The sequence below is a fragment of the Streptomyces sp. NBC_00846 genome, assembly GCF_045207325.1.
In the GTDB taxonomy this organism is placed as follows: Bacteria; Actinomycetota; Actinomycetes; order Streptomycetales; family Streptomycetaceae; genus Streptomyces.
In genome coordinates this window covers 4,612,082-4,635,844 of sequence record NZ_CP108846.1, presented here as the reverse complement: position 1 = coordinate 4,635,844, position 23,763 = coordinate 4,612,082, and the positions used below count along the sequence as shown (strand labels likewise).

General features: G+C 71.3%; 16 protein-coding genes. 5 read left to right on the top strand and 11 right to left on the bottom strand.

The features are described from left to right. Positions 1–172: 172 nt before the first annotated feature. Positions 173–1,510, top strand: coding sequence for a PspC domain-containing protein (locus tag OG936_RS21505; protein WP_406496717.1), 1,338 nt, complete (start codon positions 173–175; stop codon positions 1,508–1,510). On the opposite strand, the gene OG936_RS21500 is transcribed toward OG936_RS21505, so the two are convergent. The 4 genes from OG936_RS21500 to OG936_RS21485 all read right to left on the bottom strand — a co-directional run bounded on the left by OG936_RS21500 (position 1,505) and on the right by OG936_RS21485 (position 4,518). Further along, positions 1,505–1,651 carry a hypothetical protein gene (locus OG936_RS21500; RefSeq protein ID WP_406496715.1) on the bottom strand — a complete coding sequence of 49 codons (147 nt, stop codon included), beginning with the start codon at positions 1,649–1,651 and terminating at the stop codon, positions 1,505–1,507. The two genes, OG936_RS21505 and OG936_RS21500, sit on opposite strands and share 6 nt — an antisense overlap. A gap of 15 nt (positions 1,652–1,666) precedes the next feature. Beyond that, complete coding sequence (locus tag OG936_RS21495) at positions 1,667–2,176, bottom strand: DoxX family protein (protein ID WP_406500543.1); 510 nt, start codon at positions 2,174–2,176, stop codon at positions 1,667–1,669. Between the two features lie 189 nt (positions 2,177–2,365). Further along, positions 2,366–3,634, bottom strand: a complete 1,269-nt coding sequence (locus OG936_RS21490; protein WP_406496713.1) for a hypothetical protein — start codon at positions 3,632–3,634, stop codon at positions 2,366–2,368. Positions 3,635–3,747: 113 nt separating this feature from the next. Next, complete coding sequence (locus OG936_RS21485; protein WP_406496712.1) at positions 3,748–4,518, bottom strand: class II aldolase/adducin family protein; 771 nt, start codon at positions 4,516–4,518, stop codon at positions 3,748–3,750. Between the two features lie 433 nt (positions 4,519–4,951). Between OG936_RS21485 and OG936_RS21480 the strand changes: the two genes are divergently transcribed. Continuing rightward, complete coding sequence (locus OG936_RS21480) at positions 4,952–6,022, top strand: IS110 family transposase (RefSeq protein ID WP_406491619.1); 1,071 nt, start codon at positions 4,952–4,954, stop codon at positions 6,020–6,022. A gap of 71 nt (positions 6,023–6,093) precedes the next feature. Here OG936_RS21480 and guaA read toward each other — a convergent pair whose 3' ends face one another. Further along, a complete protein-coding gene (gene guaA, locus OG936_RS21475) occupies positions 6,094–7,689 on the bottom strand; it encodes a glutamine-hydrolyzing GMP synthase (RefSeq protein WP_266748029.1) in 1,596 nt (531 codons plus the stop codon). 419 nt (positions 7,690–8,108) lie between these two features. Here guaA and OG936_RS21470 point away from each other — a divergent pair, with 419 nt between their 5' ends. Beyond that, positions 8,109–8,441: a chorismate mutase gene (locus OG936_RS21470; protein WP_406496710.1), complete on the top strand. Its 333-nt coding sequence runs from the start codon at positions 8,109–8,111 to the stop codon at positions 8,439–8,441. 605 nt (positions 8,442–9,046) lie between these two features. Continuing rightward, positions 9,047–10,075 (top strand): LAETG motif-containing sortase-dependent surface protein, encoded by a 1,029-nt coding sequence (locus OG936_RS21465; RefSeq protein WP_406496708.1) that lies wholly within the window; start codon positions 9,047–9,049, stop codon positions 10,073–10,075. 99 nt (positions 10,076–10,174) lie between these two features. Here the strand turns inward: OG936_RS21465 and OG936_RS21460 are convergent, their stop codons facing one another. The 5 genes from OG936_RS21460 to OG936_RS21440 all read right to left on the bottom strand — a co-directional run bounded on the left by OG936_RS21460 (position 10,175) and on the right by OG936_RS21440 (position 20,784). After that, the gene (locus tag OG936_RS21460; RefSeq protein ID WP_406496707.1) at positions 10,175–12,031 is read right to left on the bottom strand and encodes a GMC oxidoreductase; all 1,857 of its coding nucleotides are present in this window, start codon (positions 12,029–12,031) and stop codon (positions 10,175–10,177) included. Positions 12,032–12,109: 78 nt separating this feature from the next. Continuing rightward, positions 12,110–13,738, bottom strand: coding sequence for a succinic semialdehyde dehydrogenase (locus tag OG936_RS21455; protein WP_406496705.1), 1,629 nt, complete (start codon positions 13,736–13,738; stop codon positions 12,110–12,112). A gap of 177 nt (positions 13,739–13,915) precedes the next feature. After that, positions 13,916–15,646 carry a serine/threonine-protein kinase gene (locus OG936_RS21450; protein ID WP_406496703.1) on the bottom strand — a complete coding sequence of 577 codons (1,731 nt, stop codon included), beginning with the start codon at positions 15,644–15,646 and terminating at the stop codon, positions 13,916–13,918. Positions 15,647–15,777: 131 nt separating this feature from the next. Then, complete coding sequence (locus OG936_RS21445; protein ID WP_406496701.1) at positions 15,778–18,579, bottom strand: serine/threonine protein kinase; 2,802 nt, start codon at positions 18,577–18,579, stop codon at positions 15,778–15,780. 183 nt (positions 18,580–18,762) lie between these two features. Next, entirely contained in the window at positions 18,763–20,784 is a 2,022-nt protein-coding gene (locus tag OG936_RS21440; RefSeq protein ID WP_406496699.1) for a serine/threonine-protein kinase, read from the bottom strand. A gap of 120 nt (positions 20,785–20,904) precedes the next feature. Here OG936_RS21440 and OG936_RS21435 point away from each other — a divergent pair, with 120 nt between their 5' ends. Then, entirely contained in the window at positions 20,905–22,017 is a 1,113-nt protein-coding gene (locus OG936_RS21435) for a serine hydrolase domain-containing protein (RefSeq protein WP_406496697.1), read from the top strand. A gap of 39 nt (positions 22,018–22,056) precedes the next feature. Here the strand turns inward: OG936_RS21435 and OG936_RS21430 are convergent, their stop codons facing one another. Further along, entirely contained in the window at positions 22,057–23,763 is a 1,707-nt protein-coding gene (locus OG936_RS21430; RefSeq protein WP_383753174.1) for a glycerol-3-phosphate dehydrogenase/oxidase, read from the bottom strand.

The following is a 23,763-nucleotide window of genomic DNA, read 5'->3' as shown; positions in this document are numbered from 1 at the left end:
GGGCGACGGCATCAGGGTCCGCCCCGGACCCGACCCTGAGAGAGCTCGGCCCCGCCGACGAGGCGTCCGGGGGCACGGACGTCTCCCCCAGGGGTCCCGCGGGCCAAATATCAGGGATCGGCCAGGGTCGGCGCGGGTCCCGGACGTGCGCCGGGCCCGTCACCATGGAGCCATGACCGTTCCCCAGGACGCCTCCCCCGGTGTCGCACCGCCCCCGGCCCCGGGCCCTCACCTGCGGCGCAGCTCGCGGCACAAGGTCGTGGCCGGGGTGTGCGGCGGGCTCGGCCGGTACTGCGACGTCGATCCGGTGATCTTCCGGATCGTGCTCGGTGTGCTGTCCGTCACCGGCGGCATCGGGCTGATCTTCTACGGCTTCGCCTGGCTGCTGATCCCCCTGGAGGGGGCGGACGAGAACGAGGCGCGCAGGCTGCTGTCCGGCCGCGTCGAGGGGGCGTCGCTGATCGCGGTGCTGCTCGCGCTGATCGGCTGCGGGCTGTTCCTCTCGATGCTCGGCAACGGCGGCACGCTGGCGTTCTCCGCGATGCTGACACTCGCGGTCGTCGGCTTCGCCGTCTGGACGCAGAACCGCAGGACCGCGGCGCCCGAGGACCCGCTGCATCCGGCGACCGCGCAGGCGGTGGCGGACGCGCCGCCCGAGGTGAAGGCGCCGCCCTGGCCCGGCAGCCCGTCGTGGTGGCGGGACCCGATCATCAAGGACGGCACCTCGGGGCCGGTGGGCCCCGGCTATCTGTGGGGTCCGGCCGACACGGCGCCCGCCGACCGGGCGGTACGGCCCCGGGGGGCGCCGCCGGAAGATCCGTTCCGCGCGCCCCGGCCGGAGCCCGGCACCACGGGCCCGGTCTCGATCGGCGGTCTCGTGTTCCTGTTCGCGCTGATCGCGGGCGGGCTGGGCACGGGGCTGAGCTGGGACTCCCACCCCCTCGGCACGAGTCTGCAGATCGGTCTGGCCGGTGCGCTCGCGGTGTTCGGGCTGGGCATGCTGGTCAGCGCGTTCCTCGGACGGACCGGGTTCGGCACGGTCATGCTGTCGATGATCACGGCGGCCCTGCTGGCGGGCGCTTCCACGCTGCCCAAGAACATCACCACCCAGTGGGTGCGCGAGGGCTGGCGGCCGGCCTCGGTGGCGGCGGTCCGGCCGCACTACGGACTGGGCACCGGGGTGGCGCGGCTGGATCTCACGGAGATCACGGTTCCGCCGGGCGGCACCGTCCGTACGGAGGTCAGCGTCGGGGCGGGCCGCGCGGTCGTCGTCGTGCCGAAGGCGGTGACGGTGAAGGTGGACGCGCGGGCGACCCTCGGCGACATCACGCTGCCGCTCAGCCGGCCGAGCGGCGCACCGGCCGGCAAGGCGCGCGAAGTGGACGTCAATCCTTCACAGAACGAGCACAGGACGCTGCCGCCTCCCCCGGGGAGCAAACCGGCCGGCACGGTCGAGCTCACTCTCGAAGTCGGCATCGGACAGGTGGAGGTCACCCGTGCTGCGTCATGAGATCCGTCCGGGACGGGCGGTGGCGGGCGTGGTCATGCTCGCGCTGGCAGCGGGATACGCGGCGGACGCGGCGGGCGCCTGGAACGCCCCGTGGGTGTTCTTCTTCCCGCTGTTCTTCGGCGGCCTCTGGCTGGCCGCCACCGCGACCTGGGTGAGCTACCTGATCCGCCGCCGCCGGGACGCGAGGAAGGCGTCCAAGGAGAATGCCGCGGCCCCGCCGAGCAGCAGCGGCAGCCAGGCCATGAGGTAGGCCAGGTCGTTGCCGAAGTAGTACGGCTCGACCGACCAGCTCACCGTCAGCCACAGGCTCAGCGAGATCAGTGCCCCGCCGAGCGCGGCGAGCCGCGCCCGGAGCCCGATGAGGGTGCCGATGCCGACGAGGAGTTCGCCGATGGCGATGGCGTATCCGAAGGCGCCGGGGCTCTTCAGCGCGAGGTCGACGAGGGCCGGGATCGCGGACGAGTCGCGCACCGCTTGCATCGTCTCGCCGATGGAGCCGGCACCGCTCGCGCGCAAGAAGGAACTGTCCGTCAGTTTGTCGAGCCCGGCGTAGATGAAGGTGACACCGAGAAAGATCCGCAGGGGCAGCAGTGCATGCTCCCGCGCCAGCTCCTTGAGCCCTCTCGGCTCACCCAGACCGCGTACGGTCGTGTCGTACCCCTGCATGTGGCTTTGCATGCGGCTGCCCGCCTTCCGTAGATCCGTCACCAGACCATACGTACGCGATGAACGCACTGTTCACCTGGTGGGACGCCCGAACGGCCGGTGTTCATCGGCCGTCCGACCGGCCAATCGGTCCAACCGCCGGTGTTCATCGGCCGGTTTCCGCCCACCCGGCGGGGCCGTCTCGTGCCGTCAGTCCGTCACATCGATCTCGACCTTGTTCGTCTCGACCCCGGCGGCGGTCACGACCTGCACCTCGACCAGTCCCGGTTCCACCTCCACCGGTACCGGCACGGTGAGCACGCCGTCGGTCGGGTTGGCGAAGCCGCCGGTGACCGGGATCAGCGGCACATGCACATGGACCCGGCCGATCCGCACGACCATGCGGGCCAGCCGGTCCGGCGTCCCGGCGCCGGGCGGCACGAAGCCCGCACCCCGGATCTCGATGTCGTCGCCGGTGCGGATCGGCGCGTCCAGATCCCCGGCCTCCCGGGCCCGGACCACCGAGAGCACCACCGGACGCCCGCCCTCCACGTACTTCCCGGCGAAGTACGCGCACGCCGAGACGGTGACCAGCAGCGCGAGGCCCCAGGGCAGGTCGGGCAGCTGCTCGGGCCGACGGGCCAGCCGGACCGCGGCGAACAGCACGGCGACGGTGCTCACCAGTACGTACTGCACATCCGTGAAGCTGCCCCGCCCCGAGTCGTCGGTGAGCAGGTCCGCGGCGCGCGGCCGCTCGGCCCGCAGCTTCTGCAGCCGTCCGGACAGGGCGCGTACGGTCACCACCCGGCGTACGACCACGGCGACGGCGCACACCAGCGCCAGCACGGTCACCACCCCGGCGCCCCGGGACAGCTCCAGCCCCTCGATCAGTTCGTCACGCTCGGCGTGGCCGGAGGCGCCCGCCAGCTGGAGCGCCAGCACGAGGACGGAGAAGACGGCGATCAGCACCCAGGACGCGGCGACCGCCCGGGAGGTGGAGAGCCGGTTGTCCTCGCCGATCACCGGGGCGAACAGGCCGCCGCGCGCCCGGTGGACGTGGGCGGCGGCGGTCAGCAGGCCCGCGGTGACGAGGCCGGCGACGAGCCCCGCCGTACGGGCGTTGGTCCAGCCCGCACCGATGGCGGTGGCGGCCTCGGCGATGACCAGCACGGCGACGCTCCCCCACACCGCGATCAGAGTGCGCCGCCACACCCGGTACAGCCAGGCGTCGCCCGCCTCCCGGCCCCGTTCGGCCACCGACCTTGCCGACTGGGTCAGCTCGTCCGAGACCCACTGGCGGGTCGCGGATGCGGACTGGGCGACCCCGGGCGGCAGCCCCTGGCCCGCGGCGAATTCGTCCCGTTTGGTCAGGAAGGCGGCCACCGCGCGCCGGTGGCCCTCGCGTGCCCCGTGCGGGCAGTCGCCGCACGTACAGCCGCCGCCGTGCGTGCTGCTCGCCCTCGCCTCGTCCAACGCCACGGAGAACGCCGCCCTTTCAAGCCCCGGTACAGCCAACTCTGCTGTGATTGCTGCGAATTGTGCCGTACGGCAGGGCTGCGGGCCGCATCGGGGCGGTCCGTCGGCGCGTATCGTCAGAATGTGCGACTGATCCGGCGCCACAGAGGCTGGTAGTTGATCCAGGCGACCAGGTCGCTGCCGAGCTGCTCACGCGTGGCGACGGCGTCCCGGTGCTCGATCAGCACCGGCTTTCCGGCCGCCCGCGCGGCCAGTTGCACCTGGCAGGAGCGTTCCAGCGCGATGAACCACCAGGCGGCCGCGTCCACCGAGTCGCCGACGGTCAGCAGCCCGTGGTTGCGCAGCACGATCGCCTTGTGCCCGCTGAGCGCGGCGGCGATCCGGCGCCCTTCCTCCTCGTCGACCACGACGCCCGTGTACGCGTCGTACAGAACGTGGTCCTCGTAGAAGGCGCAGGATTCCTGGGTGAGGGGTTCGATGAGCTCGCCGAGCGCGGAGAGGGCCCGCCCGTGCACGGAGTGGGTGTGCGCGACGGCGACGACGTCGGGGCGGGCCCGGTGCACCTGCGCATGGACGGCGAACGCCGCCTGATTGACGTGGTGCCGCCCCTCGACGACCTGCCCGTCCCCGTTGACCAGGATCAGTTCGTCCGGCGCGAGCCCGTCGAAGGGGGCCCCGAAGGGGTTGACCCAGAAGCAGTCGGCGAACTCCGGGTCCCGCGCGGTGAGGTGACCGGACACGCCCTCCTCGTACCCGTACGCGCCGAACAGCCGCAGCGCCCCGGCCAGCCGCTCCTTGCGGTACGCGCGTTCCTCGTCTGCCGATTGATGGACGGGCGGCAGCGCGAACTGCAGTTGTTCCACAGGTATCGGTGTGGGCTCGGGCATGGCGGCTCCTCCGGACTCCCAGGGCGTACGGAACCGGAAGTTACCGCCGGTTGCCGCAAGTGGCCAGGGGTGTCGGGGAACGATCCGTTGCGGGGCCGGGGGCGGGCTCCTTCAGGGGCGGCGCCGGTTGATCGCGGATCTCGTCCGATAAGCCAGCCTACCCAGCTGGTACGACTGTCAGTCTGTTCGTACCGGATCCCGCAAGGATCGGGTAGTCCCGGCCGTGACGGTCTGACTCTTGCTTACGACCGACCCCACGGGTGTCCTGGCGTTGATCTGTCGACCGTCCGGCCGGGCACGCAACAAGCGCTGCCGCCGGACGGACGTGACCTCATAGGAGCCTGGAGCCAACTCGTCAAAGCGTCCCCGTGACAGTCCTGTCCCTCCGGCCGGCGACAGCGTGCATCCCACGCTACCGACCGAAGGGAACGCGGTGGATAACAACGAGCAGCACAGGTCCGGGCACGTCGTGATCGGCGTCGACACACACAAGCATGTGCACGTCGCTGCAGTGATGGACACGATCGGCGGGATCCTGGCGACCTTGACGATCCCCACCGACACCGGCGGATTCCAGCAACTCCTGGACTGGGCAGGCTCATACGGCAGGATTCTGGCCTTCGGAATCGAGGGCACCGGCTCCTACGGCGCCACCCTGGCCTCGTTCCTTCGACGGGCCGGGCACAAGGTGGTCGAGGCCGGCCGCCCGGACCGGCGGCTGCGACGGATGAACGGCAAGTCCGACACCCTGGACGCCGAGAACGCCGCCCGAGCCGTCCTGGCCGGGTTCGCGACGGCCACGCCCAAGAGCGCCGACGGTGAAGCCGAGATGATCCGGCAGCTCAAGATCGCCCATGACCAGGCCGTCGAACAGCGCTCGGCGGCGATGGTCACCATGAAAGCGATGCTTGTCCACGCTCCTGATCCCTTGCGCAACGAGACCGCGGGCAAAACGCAAATCGCTCTGGCCCGGCACCTGGCGGGCCTGCGTCCTCGACAGCTGGAGGGCCCCGAGGACGCACTGCGTCACGCCCTTCGAACACTGGCCAAACGGTGGCAGTACCTCGACGCCGAGGCCAAGGAACTGACGAAAACGATCGCTGAGCTGGTCCACCGTGCCGCCCCGCAACTACTCGAACCATTCGGCATCGGTGTGGACACCGCCGCGGAGATCCTCGTCGTGGTCGGCGACAACCCTGAACGCATCAAGTCCGAAGCCGCCCTCGCCAAGCTTGCGGGCATCGCTCCTGTGCCCACCGGCTCCGGCATGACCAGCGGCAGGCACCGCATCAACCACGGCGGCCACCGCCAGCTCAACGCCGCGATCTACCGGACCGTCATCGTCCGCATGCGATTCCACCAACCGACGATCGACTACGTCACCCGCCGCACCGCCGAGGGCAAGACGAAACGCGAGATAATCCGTTGCCTCAAACGCTACGTCATCCGCGAGGTCTACCACCTGATCCGACCCGCACCACGGACCGTCCCCACAGCGAGTTGACAACTATAGGAGCGTCAATGCCGCCGCCCAAACGAATGAGCGACGGCATCAGCGTTGACCTTGCGAAAAGGTCACTCCCACTCGATGGTGCCCGGCGGCTTGCTCGTCACGTCGAGCACGACGCGGTTGACGTCGGCGACCTCGTTGGTGATGCGGGTCGAGATCTTGGCGAGCGTCTCGTACGGCAGGCGCGACCAGTCGGCCGTCATGGCGTCCTCGGAGGAGACCGGGCGCAGGACGATCGGGTGGCCGTAGGTGCGGCCGTCGCCCTGGACGCCGACCGAGCGGACATCGGCGAGCAGGACCACCGGGCACTGCCAGATGTCGCGGTCCAGGCCGGCCGCGGTCAGCTCCTCGCGGGCGATGGCGTCGGCCTCGCGGAGCAGGTCGAGCCGCTCCTTGGTGACCTCGCCGACGATACGGATTCCGAGGCCGGGGCCCGGGAACGGCTGGCGCTGGACGATCTCCTCGGGCAGGCCGAGCTCCTGGCCGACCATCCGGACCTCGTCCTTGAACAGCTGGCGCAGCGGTTCGACGAGCTGGAACTCGATGTCGTCGGGGAGACCGCCGACATTGTGGTGGGACTTGATGTTGGCGGTGCCGGTGCCGCCTCCGGACTCGACGACGTCCGGGTAGAGCGTGCCCTGGACGAGGAACGCGACGTCCTCGCCGGCCGCGCCCGCCTCGGCGACGAGCTCGGCCTGGGCCTGCTCGAAGACGCGGATGAACTCGCGGCCGATGATCTTCCGCTTCTGCTCGGGGTCGGAGACCCCGGCCAGCGCGGTCAGGAACCGCTCCTCGGCGTCGACGACCTTCAGCTGGACGCCGGTGGCGGCCACGAAGTCCTTCTCGACCTGCTCGGTCTCGCCCTTGCGCATCAGGCCGTGGTCGACGTACACGCAGGTCAGCTGGGAGCCGATGGCCTTCTGCACGAGGGCCGCGGCGACCGCGGAGTCGACTCCGCCGGACAAGCCGCAGATGGCGCGCTTGGTGCCGACCTGCTCGCGGATCAGCGCGATCTGCTCGTCGACCACGTTGGTCGTGGTCCAGGTCGGCTCGATGCCGGCGCCGCGGTAGAGGAAGTGCTCCAGGACCTGCTGGCCGTGCGTGGAGTGCAGGACCTCGGGGTGGTACTGGACGCCGTAGAGCTTCTTCTCGTCGTTCTCGAAGGCGGCGACCGGCACGACGTCGGTGGACGCGGTGACGGTGAAGCCCTCGGGGGCGGCGGAGCAGGCGTCGCCGTGCGACATCCAGACCGACTGCTCGGCGGGCGTGCCCTCGAAGAGCGTGGAGCCGGACTTGGAGACGGTGAGCGCGGTACGGCCGTATTCACGGGCACCGTTGTCGTCGACGGTGCCGCCGAGCGTGGTGGCCATCAGCTGGAAGCCGTAGCACATGCCGAAGACCGGGACCCCGGCCTCGAAGATCGCCCGGTCGAGGGAGGGCGCGCCCTCCGCGTACACCGAGGAGGGACCGCCGGACAGGATGATCGCCCGGGGGTTCTTGGCCAGCATCTCGGCCACCGGCATCGTGGACGGGACGATCTCGCTGTAGACCCGGGCCTCACGGACGCGTCGGGCGATGAGCTGGGCGTACTGCGCCCCGAAGTCGACAACGAGGACCACGTCGGTGGCGATGTCGGGGGCGGCGAGGGGTGCTGCTGGCACGGGCGGCCTTCCGGCGGTGAAGGGGGGTCGGTTCTGTCGATTCTACCGGTCTGCTCCACCGGTCTGCCCGGATGGCGGAGTCGGCCGTCGTCCCACCCGGGACCGGGGGTACGGAGCCGGCCGTCGTCCCGCCCGGGACCGGAGTGTGCGAAGCACGGGCTCCGGAGCGGGCTCCGGGTGGTGTCTCAGCATCCGGGCGCCGTGTTGGTCCGCCCGGGCGGGCAGGGTCATACTGGGTTCATGCGACAGCACACGACCTTCGTCTTTACCTATGGCATCCGGCCCGCCGGCTGCCATGGTCGTGCTGCTTGATCCACTGACAAGCAACGTTCCAGGCGCCCCGGGCCGAAAGGCCCGGGGCGTTCTGGCGTTCCGGACCGGTCGGTTTCGGGGGCCGCATCCCACGAGGAGTCACCACCATGGCCGGCACCGCCCCCACGAAGACCCCTACGAAGCAGACCGCCCCCACGAAGACCGCCGCCGAGAAGACCGGTGCGCACACCGATGAGGCCGCCGCCCTGATCGACGGCGCCAGGACCCGCATCGATGCGCTCGACGACCGGATCATCGGACTCGTCCAGGAGCGGATGGCCGTCTCGGCGGTCATCCAGGAGGCCCGGATCACCTCCGGCGGCCGCCGGATCAACCTCTCCCGCGAGATGGAGATCCTCGGCCAGTACCGGGACGCGCTCGGCAAGCCCGGCACCTCCCTCGCCATGACGCTGCTGGAGCTCTGCCGCGGCCGGGCCTGACGCCCCGTGCCCGGGGTCCGGGGGTGTGCCGGCGTATCCCAGTTCGGGCCGACTCTCACCCGTACGGCGCGTGACCGGGTCCGTCGCGGCTTCGTTGGTCCCGGTGTCCGTGCCAGCCAGGGGCGGCTTTGGAGAAACCACGCGTGGCTCCGCTGGAGCGTGTGGCGTACTGCAGGTACGCCGTGGGACCGCGCCCCAGTGTGCGTGACCGGTCGGCAGGGGACAGCAGCCCGGTCACTCCAAGAAACGGTCGGCTCCGGAGCCGACCGTATCCGGTCGGAACGATTTGCTCGGGGAGCAGCCCGGCCGGCTCGGCGCCGAGGCCGCGTCCGGGTGTTCATCCAGCAGGGCCCCCTGGACCGCTTCCGGTCCGCGGGGCCCTTGCTCATGTGCCGATGTCCGGATTCCTGGCGACCACGGACCGGGCACGGAGGGGCATGTGAGCGGCGTCACATAAAGGTTCTGTGAATAAGCGGACAACCATTGCGGCGGACCGCGGGTCAATCATGCGGAACCACCGGCCCCGCTCGTGTCCCCCGCCACCGCCGGGCCAGTCCCCTTATCCGTACTGCTCACAGCGGTACGCCGGACTTCTGAGGTCATTCATGAAGCTTCGCCGCACCATGGCGCTCGCCGCCGCCACGGCAGTCATCGCTCCCGCCGCGATCCTGGCCGCCCCGGCCGCGTTTGCCGAAACGACGGACGGGACCGTTGCCGTCGAGACCACCGGATCGCCCTCGCCGAGCGCCTCCGAGTCCCCGGAGACCGAGGTGTCCCCCTCCGCCAGCGCATCCACCACCGCTCCCGCCGAGGAGACCGGGAAGCCCGGCACGGGCGAGACGGCCGAGCCGACCGGGAGCACCACCCCGAGCGTCGCCCCGAGCCCGAGCGACTCGGCGAGCGCATCCGCCTCCCCGTCCGCGTCCGCCTCGGCATCCGCGTCCCCGTCGGAGTCCGAGGACCCGGAGGAGCTGGTGGAGTGCTCCAAGTCCGACCTGGACATCTCCATCAACGGCCTGCCCGGCAAGATCGCCCGGGGCAGCGGCTGGCACCAGTTCAAGATGAACGTCTACAACTCGTCGAAGTCCGTCGTGAAGGAGATCGACTACTTCGCGGGCGCTTCTTCCGACAAGGACGGCAACGACCTCTTCAAGTCGAAGCACGTCAGCCTCCAGGCCCTCGACCAGGACACGAACAAGTGGGAGGACCTCAACGAGGGCGGCCGCGCGGTCGGCTACGTCGGCCAGTCCGACGAGATCCGTCCGGGTTACGAGGTCGACATCCCGCTGCGCATCAACGTGAAGTCGACCGCCCCCGTCGGCGCCGGCTTCACCCTCGGCGCCGGTCTGTACGTGGGCGACAAGGACTGCCTGGGCTTCAGCGACGTCGCGTACAAGTTCAAGATCGTGAACTCCGGCGAGAGCGGCTCGACGCCGCAGACCGGCGGCACCGCTCCGGTCCCGTCCACGAAGCCGGCCGACAACCCGACGGGCAAGGTCTCCGGCTCCCTCGCGGAGACCGGTTCGTCCTCCGCGATGCCGGTGTTCGCTGCCGCGGGCGGCGCGGCCATCGTGCTCGGCGCGGGCGCGATGTTCATCGTGCGGCGCCGCAGGAACGGTGACGCCGCCGCGTAAGGCGTTTCGTCACCTTGAGCACGGAGGGGCTGCACTCGGAGGGGGGTGCAGCCCCTTCGGCTGTCCCGGTCGGCCGGGGCCCTGCCACCGCTGCTCCGACTACTCCTGCGGATTCTTCTCCGTCTGCTCCTGCGGGTTCTTCTTCGGCGGAACCGTCGGCAGTCCGAGGAACGGCAGCTTCAGCGCGCCGAACGCCTCCTTCGGTACGGCCGGTGCCTGCGGCTCGACCGCGGCCAGCCGTTCGTACGCCCCACCCTGCGCGGGGCGCGGGTCCGCCTCGCCCTTGTTGGGCCAGAAGGACATCGCGCGTTCGGCCTGTGCGGTGATGGTGAGCGACGGGTTGACGCCGAGGTTCGCGGAGACCGCGGAACCGTCGACCACAAAGATGCCGGGGTGTCCGTAGAGCCGGTGGTACGGGTCGATCACCCCTTCCTCGGCGCTCGCGCCTATGGGGCAGCCGCCGAGAAAGTGCGCGGTGAGCGGGGTGCCCATCAGCTCGCCGATGTTCGAGCCCGCGAAGCCGTTGATCTCGTCGGCGAGCAGGGAGGCGCTGCGCGTCGCCTCCTCGATCTGGGTCGGGTTGGGTGCGCCGTGCCCCTGCCGGGCGGTGAGCAGGCCCTTCCCTATTCCGGCCGGCTTGCGGTACGTGGTCAGGGAGTTGTCCAGCGACTGCATGACGAGTCCGATGATGGTCCGCTCCGACCAGCGGCGGTTGGAGAGCGACCGCAGGGCGAGGGCCGGGTGCCTGGCCATGCTGCCGAGCCAGCGCAGCACCCGGCGGCCGCCGTAGGGCACCTGGAGGATGGACATCGCGCCCATCGCGTTGGAGCCCCTGCCGTAGCGGACCGGCTCGATGTGGGTGTTCTCGTCGGGGTGGATCGAGGACGTGATCGCGACGCCCTGGGTGAAGTCGGCCTTCGCGGTGCCGTGCTTCTTGCGGTAGCGCCGGTCGCTGGTCTGCGAGCCCACGAGCGCCTCGGAGTTGGTGCGGGTCAGCTCGCCGAGCCGGTCGGAGAGCCGGGGCAGCAGACCGCGGTCCTTCATGGTGTGCAGCAGGGTCTGCGTTCCGTACGTGCCCGCCGCGACGACCACCTTGCGGGCGCGCAGCCGCGTGGGCCTCGTCTTCCTGCGGCGGTCGGTGGGGACGGTGGTGACGTGGTAGCCGCCCTCCGGGTGGTCGGCGATCGCGACGACGGAGGTCATCGGGTGGATGACCGCCCCGGCCTTCTCGGCGAGGTGGAGGTAGTTCTCGTTGAGGGTGTTCTTCGCGCCGTGCCGGCAGCCCGTCATGCATTCACCGCACTCGGTGCAGGCCTTGCGGGCGGGGCCCGCGCCGCCGAAGTACGGGTCGGCGACCGTGCCGCCGGGCTCGACCGTGGCCGTGCCGTCGGAGTCCTTGCCGTCGCCGAAGAAGACGCCGACCGGGGCGAGATGGAAGGTGTCGCCGACGCCCATGGCCTGCGCGGCCGCCTTCAGATGGACGTCGGACGGGGTCATCGTCGGATTGAGCCGGACCCCGAGCATCCGCTTCGCCTGGTCGTAGTGCGGCTTCAGCTCGTCCTGCCAGTCGGTGATGGACGCCCACTGCCGGTCCTCGAAGAACGGCGCCGGGGGCACGTACAGCGTGTTGGCGTAGTTGAGCGAGCCGCCGCCGACGCCCGCACCGGCCAGCACCATCACATTGCCGAGCAGGTGGACGCGCTGGATGCCGTAGAGGCCGAGCGCGGGGGCCCACAGGTAGTTCTTGATGTCCCAGGAGTTCTTGGGGAGGGTGCCGGGGCCGAAGCGGCGGCCCGCCTCCAGGACCCCGACCCGGTATCCCTTCTCGGTCAGCCGCAGGGCCGACACCGCGCCGCCGAAGCCCGAGCCGATGACCAGGACGTCGTAGTCGTACGCGTCGTCGTCGGTCCCACCGGCCGGCTCGGCCTGATTCTGGGCAGGGCTGTCCTGGGACATGGCTCTCCTCGGTACGAAAAGGGCGGAACGTGCTGCGGTGCTACGGGGCAGCGCGGGCAAAACGCCCTGCTCCGGAGGTCAGCGCAGGCGGAACGCCTTCATCGCCTTCAGGCTGCGGGTCATGAACGCCGCGTACTTCTCGTCGTCCATGCCGAACGCCGGGGCGAGCGGAATCAGCCGTTGCTGGGCGACGGTCTGTGCCTCCGTGTACTTGAGGATGCCCTCGGAGCCGTGCCGTCGGCCGAGACCGGAGTCCTTCATGCCTCCCATCGGGGATTGCACGCTGCCGTACGCGGGGGCGTACCCCTCGTTGATGTTGACCGTGCCGGTCCGGAGCCGGGCGGCGACCTGGTGGCCACGCTTGGCGTCCTTGGTCCAGACGCTCGAATTCAGGCCGTACGGGGTGGCGTTGGCGAGGGCGACGACCTCGTCCTCGTCGGTGAAGCGGTAGATGGAGACGACCGGGCCGAAGGTCTCCTCGCTGCACACGGCCATCGGCGCCTCGACGCCGTCGAGGATGGTCGGCTCGTAGAAGAGCGGGCCGATGTCCGGCCGGGCGACGCCGCCCGCGACGAGCCGGGCGCCCTTCTCCACGGCCTCCGCGACATGCCGGGTGACGGTCTCCAGCTGGCGCTCGCCGACCAGCGAGCCCATGTCGGCGCCGTAGGCGAGGGAACTGCCGAGCCGCATGGCCTTCGTGCGGGCGGCGAAACGGGCCACGAAGTCGTCGGCGACCGACTCGTGGACGTACAGCCGTTCGATGGAGATGCAGAGCTGGCCGGCCGAGGAGAAGCAGGCGCGGACGGCACCCGCGGCGGCCTTCTCCACATCGGCGTCCTTCAGGACCAGCATGGCGTTCTTGCCGCCGAGCTCCAGCGAGACCCCGACCAGCCGGGCCGCCGCGCCCTGCGCGACCTCGCGGCCGGTGCGGGTGGAACCGGTGAACGAGACGTAGTCGGCGTGCTTGACGACCTCGGGGCCGACGACGGGTCCGTCACCGAGGACCACCTGGAACACCTCGGCGGGCAGCCCGGCCTCGATCAGCAGGTCCCGGGCCCACAGCGCGGTCAGCGCGGTCTCCGTGTCGGGCTTCATCACGACGGCGTTGCCGGAGACGAACGCGGGCAGCGCATCGCCGACGGACAGCTCGAAGGGGTAGTTCCACGGCGCGATCTGGCCGATGACGCCGCGCGGCTGGCGCAGCTCGGTGACCTTGGTGAGGGTCGGTACGACTCCGGTGTGCCGCTTCGGCTTCAGGTACGCGGGGGCCTTGCGCCCGTAGTGCCGGGCCGCGACGGCGACGGCCTGCACTTCCTCGTGGGCGTGCAGCCGGGCCTTGCCGGTCTCCAGCTGGATGAGGTCGAGCACCTCGGCCTGGCGGCTGAGCACGAGGTCGTGGAAGCGGAGCAGGACGGCCGCCCTCGCGCGGACGGGGGTCGCGGCCCAGGCCGGCTGGGCGGCCCGGGCCTTCTCGAAGGCCGTCGCCACGTCCTCGGGAGTGGACTCGGGCAGATCGGCCAGCTTCTCCCCCGTGAAGGGGGTGTGGTTGGCCGTACGGCCGGAGCCGGCCACGCCACGGGTCAGCTGGGCGATCACCTCTGGCGTCACCACATCGGCCGCGGTGCGCACGCCTGCGGGGGCGGCGGCCACGGGGTTGGTGCCGACCGGGGCTGCGGGGGTGGACGTGGAGGCCTGCGAGTCCGTCATGAGGGCGAGGGTACGTCCAGCCGCACGCTTTGGGTACCCGTGAGTAACGAGTTTTCACACTCCCCACAAACAAGCCAGTGATCACTGGCAACAAAGCCCCTGATCAGGACCCCTGCAGTCGCCGGACCTACACCCGACGGCCCCCAGCCGTGCGATCCCGGTCCGGGCTGCCGGATCTCAGCCGGAGCTGTCGGGCGCCCGCCAGCCGCGCAGCATCGTGTCGAACTGTTCCCGGGTCGTGTCCCAGTCCGAAGCCGGACCCGTCATGTACATCGCGTACTCCGGGCCGCCGTCCTCCCCGAAGTACATCTGGTCGATCGCGTGACGCGGACCCGGGTGGTTCTTGGTCTCAGTCCAGGTGAACTCCCAGAGCGAGCCCTCCCGGTCGCGGTAGGTGTTGGATTCCAGGGTCTCGCGGTGGTAGCCGGGAAGCCGTTCGGCCAGCTGCTTCTCCAGGTTCAGCATGTGCATGTACGAGTTCTCGAAGTCGGGCGACGGGTCGATGCCGATCCGGATGTAGTGCACGCCGTTGTCCGGGGTGTAGTCGATCTGGTTGCGGTCCGCCCGGCGCACCCAGCCGTCGGGCACGATCAGGCTGAAGCCCTCGGGGTCGTTCACCCGGTGCCAGCCGTCGGGTATGCCCTTCCCCGGGGTGTCCGGCTTCGGTGCCTGCGAAGTGCTGGGATTCGAGGGGGTTTCGGTCGCGTGCGTGCCCGTGCCGCCGCGCCCGGTGGCGCTGTCCGTGCGGTCCCCGTACTTCATCGCGGCGAGCCCCGCGCCGCCGCCGACCAGCGCGGCCGCGGCGATGACCAGGACCGTCGTACGCCACCGGCCCCGGCTGCGCCGGGTCACCGGGAACGACGCCGGGCCGGCGACGGAACCGGCGGCCGGGTGCGGAAGCCGGGCCGTACCGGACGCACCCGCCGTACCAGGAGCAACGGAAGCACCCGCAGCTCCATCCGCGCCCGCACCCGCGCCCACACCCGCACCTGACGTGCCGTCCGGGCCCAGTGTGCGCAGGAGTTCGTCGGGGACGCGCTGCGTCGGTACGTACGCCTGCGCGGCCCGGGGCTCACGGCCCTCCATGGCCTCCAGCAGCATCCGTTCCGCCTCGGCCGCCGACGGCCGGTCCTCGGGCTCCTTGCGGAGCAGAGCGGTGATCACGGAAGCCAGCGGACCCGCCCGCTCCGGCGGCGGGGGATCCTCGGTGACAACGGCCTGCATGGTGGAGATCGGCGATGTACGGCGAAACGGCGAGCGTCCCTCGACCGCGGTGTAGAGCGTGGCACCGAGGGACCACAGGTCGGACGCGGGGCCGGGATCGCCGCCACGTACCCGTTCGGGCGCCAGATAGTCGATGGAGCCGACCAGTTCACCGGTCCTGGTGATGGTCGAGTCGCCCTCGATCGCCGCGATCCCGAAGTCCGTGAGCAGCACCTGGCCGTCCCTGGCCAGGAGTACGTTGCCGGGCTTCACGTCCCGGTGCAGCACTCCCGCAGCGTGTGCGGCGCGCAGGGCGCCCAGCACGTGGAAGCCGATCCTGGCGGCCTCGCGGGGCTCGATCTCGCCGGACTCCTTGGCCGCGTCGGCAAGTGACGGACCGTCGACGTACTGCATGACGATCCAGGGCCGGTTGTCGTACTCGATCACGTCATGGACGGTGACCACGCCCGGGTGCGTGATCCGGGCGGCCGCGCGGGCCTCCTTCTGTGTGCGGGCGTGCAGCACGATCCGGTCGGCCTCGGCGACGTACAGCCCGGCGGTCAGCTCCTTGACCGCGACCGTGCGGTGCAGCACCTCGTCGTGGGCGCGCCAGACCTTGCCCATGCCGCCGCGCCCGAGGACTTCACCGAGCCGGTACCTTCCGGCCAGCACCAGTCCCGCGTCCGTTCCCTGTGATCGATCCACGTATTCCGCCCCGTTCCCTCGGAGGCCAGATTACGGAGGGGACGCACGGCCACGGAACCTCGCCATCCCCCAAGAGACCGCACTGTGATGCTTGTCGCTCCGCCCACTGCCCTGATGACGTCCCGGATGCTTCAGTGCGTCACGCGGTAGGAGGCGATGGCTTGTTCGTAGATGTCCGAAACCTTGTCGCGCCTGCTCTCCGGGCCGATGACCTGGAGGATGTGGTAGCGGCCGTCGACAATCATCGCGAGGTTACGGGCGTACACCTCGCGGCCACTGGCGTCCTGCCAGGTGAACTGGCCCTCGGCCATGGCCTGTCGGCCGACGTCGATCCGGCGCAGCCCGCTCGATCCCGACCAGCTGGAGTCGCGGAACGGCTGCAACTCCAGCTCCTTGTCGGCCTGGTACGCCAGCGGGTCGTTGCCATGGGCCTTGACGGTGTCGCGTCCGGGAACGATCAGCAGGCTGAAGCCGTCGCTGCCGTAGCGGATCTGCCGGTCCGCGTTGGCGGGGCTGCGCTGCCATCCCTTGAGCACACCGATCTCGAAACCCTCCGGGTCCTTGCGCAGGACGTAGCCGGGGGCGAGCGCGACGGCGGAGCGGCTGGTCTGCGGCTGCTGCGCGCCGGGGGGCTGCGAGGGCGACTGCCCGTCGGACACGCCGTCGCCGGGCTCGGGTGAACCGGACGCCGACGACGCCGGGCCCGAGGGGCGGGTGCCGGAACCGCTGTCCGCCTTGGGCATGAACATCACGGCGTACGTGATGGCCGCGACCAGGGCCAGCAGGACGAGCAGCAGGAGCAGCCGTCCCAGCCGTCGCGGCGCCCGGCCCTCGCCGGGCCGGCGGCCGGGCGGGGGGGTGCGCAGCGCCTTGGGGCCCTTGGGCTCGCGTGGCGCCCTGGGCGCCTTCTCCGCCCGGGGCCTGTCGTGCCTCCGGTCAGGCTTCTCCTTCGTGTGGCGGTGACGGCCGTGGGCCGTCCCCTGGCCGAGGCGGCCGCGACGTCTGCGGACCAGCTCGCCCCGGCGGCGCACGACGGGGAGCCGGGCGCTGTCGAGGGAGGGCAGGGGTACGACGTCCAGACCGGCCTCGGGCTCGGGCGCCGACCGTACGAGGGAGCGCAGCCAGCCGCGCAGCTCTTCGAAATCCGGCCGCTCGGTGGGGTCCTGACGCAGCAGGGACTCGACCACGGGGCGCAGCGGACCGCATTCCTCGGCGAAGGCGGGCGGCTCGGCGCAGACCATCTGGACGAGCTCGGCCGCGTTCTCCTCGGGGTACGGGGCGTGGCCCTGGACCGCGCGGTAGAGCAACGCGCCGAGCGCCCAGAGGTCGGTGGCGGGGCCGATCGGCGGCGCCAGCTGCCAGTTCTCGTGGACGGGGCCGGCCTGCTCGGGCGCCCAGCGCTCGGTGACCGCGCCGACGACGGCGATCCGGGCCTGCCGGGCGCGCTCGGCGGCAAGGGTGGTGGCGGGGCCGCGGTAGGCGGGGCCCGTACGGCCGCTCGCCACGAGGTCGTCCCAGCGGGTCGGCTCCTGCCGCTGCTCGGGCCGGTGTGCAGGCAGCGCCGGGGAGTTGCCGTGGCGGCGGGCATCGGCACGCAGGGCGTCCTCGCCCGAACCCCCGGCGGGCACGGGACGCCCGGATCCGGGGCCGTCGCTCCAGCTGCCGGTGAGGTGCAGCCGCCGGGCGGGCGGTGACTGGTCGTCGCCTCCGTAGCCGTCGTCGTCCTCGTCGTCCTCGTCGTCGTACGGGTCCTCGGCGGGCCGGCTCCAGGGGCTGGTCGGCTGCGGGTGGGTCCGGTCCGGGCCGGACGGCCCAGTGGGGCGCTGGACGGGGAGGGAGCCGGTGTCCTCCGTGTCCCCCGCCTCGTCTGCCCCGGCCCGGCGCCGGTCCTCGCCGGCCCGGGCGGCGGCGAGGGCGCCCGCGCGGTAGGCCGCGATGGCTCCGGCGCGCTCGGCTCGCGACTGCGCGGCGCTCCCCGCTCCGGGGGCGGGGTTCCCCGGCCGCCGTACGGCCTCCAGCTCGCCCAACACACCGGTCTGCGCACCGGGCTGCGCATCGCCACCGCCGCGCGGACCGCCATCGCGGTACGCGTCGTCACCGCCGTACGCGACGTCACCGTACGGATCGCCGTCGGCCGCGCCACCCGCCTCGATCGCCGCCGGGCCGCGCGAGGCCGGCACCTCGGCCGGAGAGACGGGAGGGACAGGCGGGACGGGAGGGGCAGGCGGGACGGGAGGGGCAGGCGGGACGGGCGGGGCAGGCGGGACGGGCGGTACGTACGGCCCGGACGGGCCCGTCTCGACCGCCGGGCGGCCGAAACCGATCTCTTCCTCGTCGTCGGGCTGCGGCGTCGGTACGTACCCGCAGAGCGCCTCCTCCGCCGCCCCGGCCGCCAGGCCGGTCAGCACGACGCGGCCGTCGTCGCAGATCAGCACCGTACGGATGGTGATGTTCCGGTGGGTCCAGCCATGGGCGTGCAGCACCCGCAACGCCGTCAGCACGTCGGAGCCGATCTCGGCGGCCCGGAAGGGATCGAGCGGGCGATCCGCCAGCAGGGCCGCGAGGGGGCGGGCCATGACGAGTTCGCTCACGATCCAGAGCGAACCGGCCTCGGCGAACACGTCGAAGACCTGGTCGAGCCTGGGGTGGTCGGGGATCCGGGCCGCCGCCTGCGCCGCCTCGATGGCGCGCCGCACCGCCGGATCCGTGGAGCGCCGCACGGCACGCCCGGTGACCTGCCGGGCCGCCCGTACCGGACCGTCGGCGTCGAGCACCTCGGCGTCCACCACCTCGGGCAACGGCACCTGCCGGACCAGGACTTCCTGTCCGCTGTAGGTGTCGAACGCCCGGGTCTCGACCAGTTCGTACGCGTCGGACGGCGGCAGCGGAAGGCGGTAGCGGTCGGCAAGTACCCGACCCGCGTAGTCATCCACGACGCCTCCCCAGAGCGCGCTGTCCCCCCGGTCACGATGACCGCACAAACCCGCCAATTGCGGTCACTTACCGTGCAATTGACCCGCCGTTCCGGCTGCGTACGGTCTTCAGGCTCTCACGATACGTGGCAAGTAACGGCCACGCGTCTCAGTCGGCGCATCCCGGCCCTTTTCACCCACGGATCAGTCGGTGGGCTCGAACGTGTCGAACGCGGTCTTGCGCAGCGTCCGGCACTCCTCGCTGTCCCATTCGCTCGCCTTGCAGCTGATCATGATCGCGTAGCCGTGGGTGGCGTCGACCTTGAAGCCCCGGTTCAGCACCCGGACCCGCTGGCCCTGCTGGGTGCGCTCGAACTGCCAGTCGGCGACGGTCGGGTAGCCGTTGTACTGGACCTTGTTCACGCCGAGGTGGTGGTAGCCGTTGCTGGTGGCCTCGACACCGCCCTTCGCGGCGTTCCAGGCCGCGGCGGCGTCGCGGCCCGGGGAGTCGGTGTAGTCGACCTGGACGCGCGGGAAACCGCCGCTGGCGTTGTAAATGGCACCGGAGTTACTGCCCGAATTCTTGTCGAACCGGAAGTCCTCGGGCATGGCAATCGTGAAGTGGAAGCTCTTGTTCGTGACCGTCCGATATCCGGCGGGTGTTGCGTCGCCCGGCTTGTCGCCCTTCGAACCGTCCGAACCCTTGTCCGCGCTGTCGTCCTTGCCCGTGCCCTGTTCCTTGCCCTGGCCCTTGCCCGGGTCCTGGGCCTTGTCGCCGCCGTTGCTGTTGCTGCCGCTGTCGGTGTCGGTGTCGGTGTCGGTGTCGGTGTCGGCGGAGCCGCCGGTCGTCGTCGAGGCTCCGGCCGAGGTGGACTTGTCGTCCTTTCCGCTGCCGCCGCCCGCGGTGTTCTTGTCGTCCCCGCCGAGCGTGAGCGCGAGGACCGTGCCGATCACGGCGAGCACGATCACGGCCGCGATGATCGCGAGGGTGCGGCGTGGCACCACGTCCGTGAGGGACGCGCGGGGCGGTGTGACCGGCGACGTGGCCGGGCGCGGCGACGGTACGGCGGCGGAGGCCGTGGCCGGCTTCGCCGGGGCCGAGGTCCGGGCGGACTTCGACGAGCCCGCCGCACCACCGGCCGACCGCGTGATCGCGGGAGGCGTCGAGGGTGGAGGCGGCGCGGCGGCCGCGGCGACCGGTGTCGCCTTCGCGTTCCGTACGGAGCGCAGTGCACCCCGCAACCGGTCCCGCGCGCCCTCCCCCGGCTCACCGGGCTTCGACGCCGCCTTGGCGGCAGGCTTGGCGGACTCCCCGGGCAGCGCCATGATCTGGGTGGCGTCGGCGGGCGGGGGCACCACCGGGTCCGGCTTCTCGGGGGCGTGGATCACGTCGTCGAGCAGGGCGCGCGCGCCCGCGTCGTCGAGCCGCTGATCGGGATCCCTGGCGAGCAGGCCGTAGATGACCTCCTCCAGCGGACCGGCGTTCTTCGGCGGGTCGAGCGGCTCGGTCATCACCGCGGTCAGGGTGGCGATGGCCGACCCCTTGTCGTACGGCGGGGTGCCCTCGACGCTGGCGTACAGCAGTCCGCCGAGCGACCACAGGTCGGCGGGCGGCCCCGGCTTGTGTCCGCGGGCGCGCTCCGGGGAGATGTACGAGGGGGCGCCGACGAGCATGCCCGTCGAGGTGACCGACGGGTCGCCCTCGACCTGCGCGATACCGAAGTCGGTCAGCACGACCCGGCCGTCCTCGGCGATCAGTACGTTGGACGGCTTCACATCTCGGTGCAGGATGCCCTCGCGGTGTGCCGAACGCAGCACGTCGAGGATGGCGAGGCCGACCTCGGCGGCACGCTTCGGCGTCAGCACCCCGTCCTCGCGGATGGCCTCGGCAAGGGACTTGCCCTCGATGAGCTCCATCACGATCCACGGCCGGTCGTCCTCGTCGACCACGTCGTAGACCGTCACCGCGCCGTTGTTGCGGATCCTGGCGATCGCCTTCGCCTCGCGCAGCGTGCGCGTGATCAGGCGGCGCTTCTCGTCCTCGTCGATGGCCGTAGGGAACCGCAGCTCCTTGACCGCGACCGTGCGGCCCAGCGTCTCGTCGACGGCACGCCAGACCGTGCCCATACCGCCCCGGCCGAGCACCTCCCCGAGCCGGTAACGCCCCGCAAGGAGACGTCCGTCCTTGTCCCGTTGGGGCTCCCGTGCCTGCTCCGCCTCCGACATGCGTCCCCTCTGCGATCAACCCGCCCTGGCAGAGCGTTCATTGTCCCTCACCCCGGGACCGGTCGTGGTGCCGGGTCCGTGGGCCCGTCATGATGTGCCCGGAGGAAGGGAAACCCTGCCATGCCGACACTCAGGGCGCTGCTCGCCACCTCGCTGCTGCTGGTGTTGTTCAGCTTGGGAACAGTGCCCCTGCCCAGCGAACCACACCTCACGCCCGCAGCCTCCTACCTTCCCCGGCTCGTCGCCGCGGGTGGCGCTCCGACGGCGGCGCTGCTGGCCCGTCGCACCTCTTCCGCACCGTACGACACCTATCGCTCGACGGGACCCGGTATCCGCAAGGAGGACCGGTTCAGGGCCGGCAGCGTCACCAAGACCTTCGTCGCCACCGTAGTGCTCCAACTCGCACGGGAGGGACGGCTGCAGTTGTCGGACACCGTCGACCAGCTGTTGCCCGGTCTGATCCGCGGCAACGGCAACGACGGCCGCCGTATCACCCTGCGCGCCCTGCTGAGCCATACCAGCGGTCTCTACGACTACACCGCCGACACCTCCGCCCACCCCGTCTCCGCCACCGCGGCGGTCCGTGTCGCGCTGGCCCACCGTCCGACGAGCACCCCCGGCCGCTATGCCTACTCCAACACCAATTACGTCGTACTCGGACTCGTCATCCGACGCGTCACCGGACACAGCTACGCCACCGAAATCCGTCACCGCATCATCACCCCCCTCCGTCTCACCGGTACCTCCCTGCCCGGCTCCCGTACCACGCTGCCCTCCCCGCGCGGCCGCGGCTTCACCCGCGACCCGGCCGACGGCAGCCTCCGCGACGTCACCGAGCTCGACCCCCGCACGGCGGGCGCGGCCGGGGAGCTGATCTCCACGCTCGCCGATCTGAACCGCTTCTACGCGGCTCTGCTGGGTGGGCGACTCCTCCCGCCCGCCCAGTTGGCTGCCCTCCTGAACACCGGTGCCACGCACGGCGTCTACGGCCTGGGCATCTATCCGCAGAAGCTCTCCTGCGGCATCGCCGTCTGGGGCCACAACGGGCACATAGCGGGCAGTTATGTCCGTACCGCCGCCACGCGCGACGGCCGGCACACCCTGACGTACCGCATTGACACGGACACCCTGACCGATGCGGAGACGCTCGAACCGGCGCTGCTCGACGCGGAGTTCTGCAGCCACCCGACCCGGCCCCGGAACGTCCCTCGACCGGCCCTGGTCCGGTCCTAGTGCTAGTGCCCCTCCCGGCAAGCTTTGCCGGTCGCGGCACTAGATCGGCACGATGTCCGGCGCTCCGAGCCGTGCCGCGTCCGCCGTGAGATCGTCCGGCTGCCGCTGCGACTCCCGCTCCGCCTGCACCCGCTTCTCGTAGTGCTCGACCTCCCGGTCGATCTGCCCCTCGTCCCAGCCGAGCACCGGCGCCATCAGCTCCGCGCAGATCCTGGCGCTGCGTGTGCCCCGGTCGAAGGTCTCTATGGAGATCCGGGTGCGGCGGGTCAGTACGTCGTCGAGATGGCGGGCCCCCTCGTGCGAGGCGGCGTAGACGATCTCGGCCTTCAGGTAGTCGTCCGCCGACGGCAGTGGCTCGCCCAGCGTCGGATCGGCGACGATCAGTTCGAGCAGTTCCTCCGTCATGGAGCCGTAGCGGTTGAGCAGATGCTCCACCCGGACGACGTGGAGCCCCGTCCGGGCCGCGATTCTCGCCCGGGCGTTCCACAGCGCCCGGTAGCCCTCCGCCCCCAGCAGCGGGATGTCCTCGGTGACGCAGTCCGCCACGCGCTGGTCGAGACCGTGCACCGCCTCGTCCACGGCGTCCTTCGCCATCACTCGGTACGTCGTGTACTTGCCGCCCGCCACGACCACGAGGCCGGGCAGCGGATGCGCCACCGTGTGCTCGCGCGAGAGCTTGCTGGTCGCCTCCGACTCACCGGCCAGCAACGGCCGCAGCCCCGCGTAGACGCCCTGGACGTCGTCCCTGGTCAAGGGCGTGGCCAGGACCGAGTTGACGTGTTCGAGCAGATAGTCGATGTCGGCGCTGGACGCCGCCGGGTGCGCCTTGTCCAGGTCCCAGTCGGTGTCCGTCGTCCCGACGATCCAGTGCCGTCCCCACGGGATGACGAAGAGGACGGACTTCTCGGTCCGCAGGATCAGGCCGGTCGAGGAGTGGATGCGGTCCTTCGGGACGACCAGGTGGATGCCCTTGGAGGCCCGGACGTGGAACAGCCCGCGCTCCCCGATCAGCGCCTGGGTGTCGTCCGTCCAGACCCCGGTGGCGTTGACCACCTGTTTGGCCCTGACCTCGTACGCACCGCCCGCCTCGACGTCCTCCACTCGGACGCCGACGACCCGCTCGCCCTCCCGGAGGAAGCCGATCACCCGCGCCCGGTTCGCCACCCGTGCGCCGTATCCGGCGGCGGTGCGCACCAGCGTCGCGACATAGCGGGCATCGTCCATCTGCGCGTCGTAGTACTGCAACGCCCCGACCAGGGCGTCCTTCCTCAGCGCCGGGGCGACCCGCAGGGCCCGGCGGCGGGAGAGATGCCGGTGGACGGGCAGGCCGCGGCCGTGTCCCGAGGACACCGACATCGCGTCGTACAGCGCCACTCCGGATCCGGCGTAGAGCCGCTCCCAGCCCTTGTGCTGCAGCGGGTAGAGGAACGGCACCGGCTTCACCAGGTGCGGGGCCAGCCTCTCCAGGAGCAGCCCGCGCTCCTTCAGCGCCTCCCGGACCAGCGCGAAGTCGAGCATTTCCAGATACCGCAGCCCGCCGTGGATCAGCTTGCTCGACCTGCTGGATGTGCCCGAGGCCCAGTCGCGCGCCTCGACCAGGCCGGTCGAGAGACCTCTCGTCACCGCGTCCAACGCCGTACCCGCGCCGACCACGCCCGCCCCCACGACCAGCACATCCAGTTCACGCTCGGCCATCGCGGCGAGCGCCTCGGCGCGCTCCGCAGGTCCCAGTGTCGCTGTCCTCAC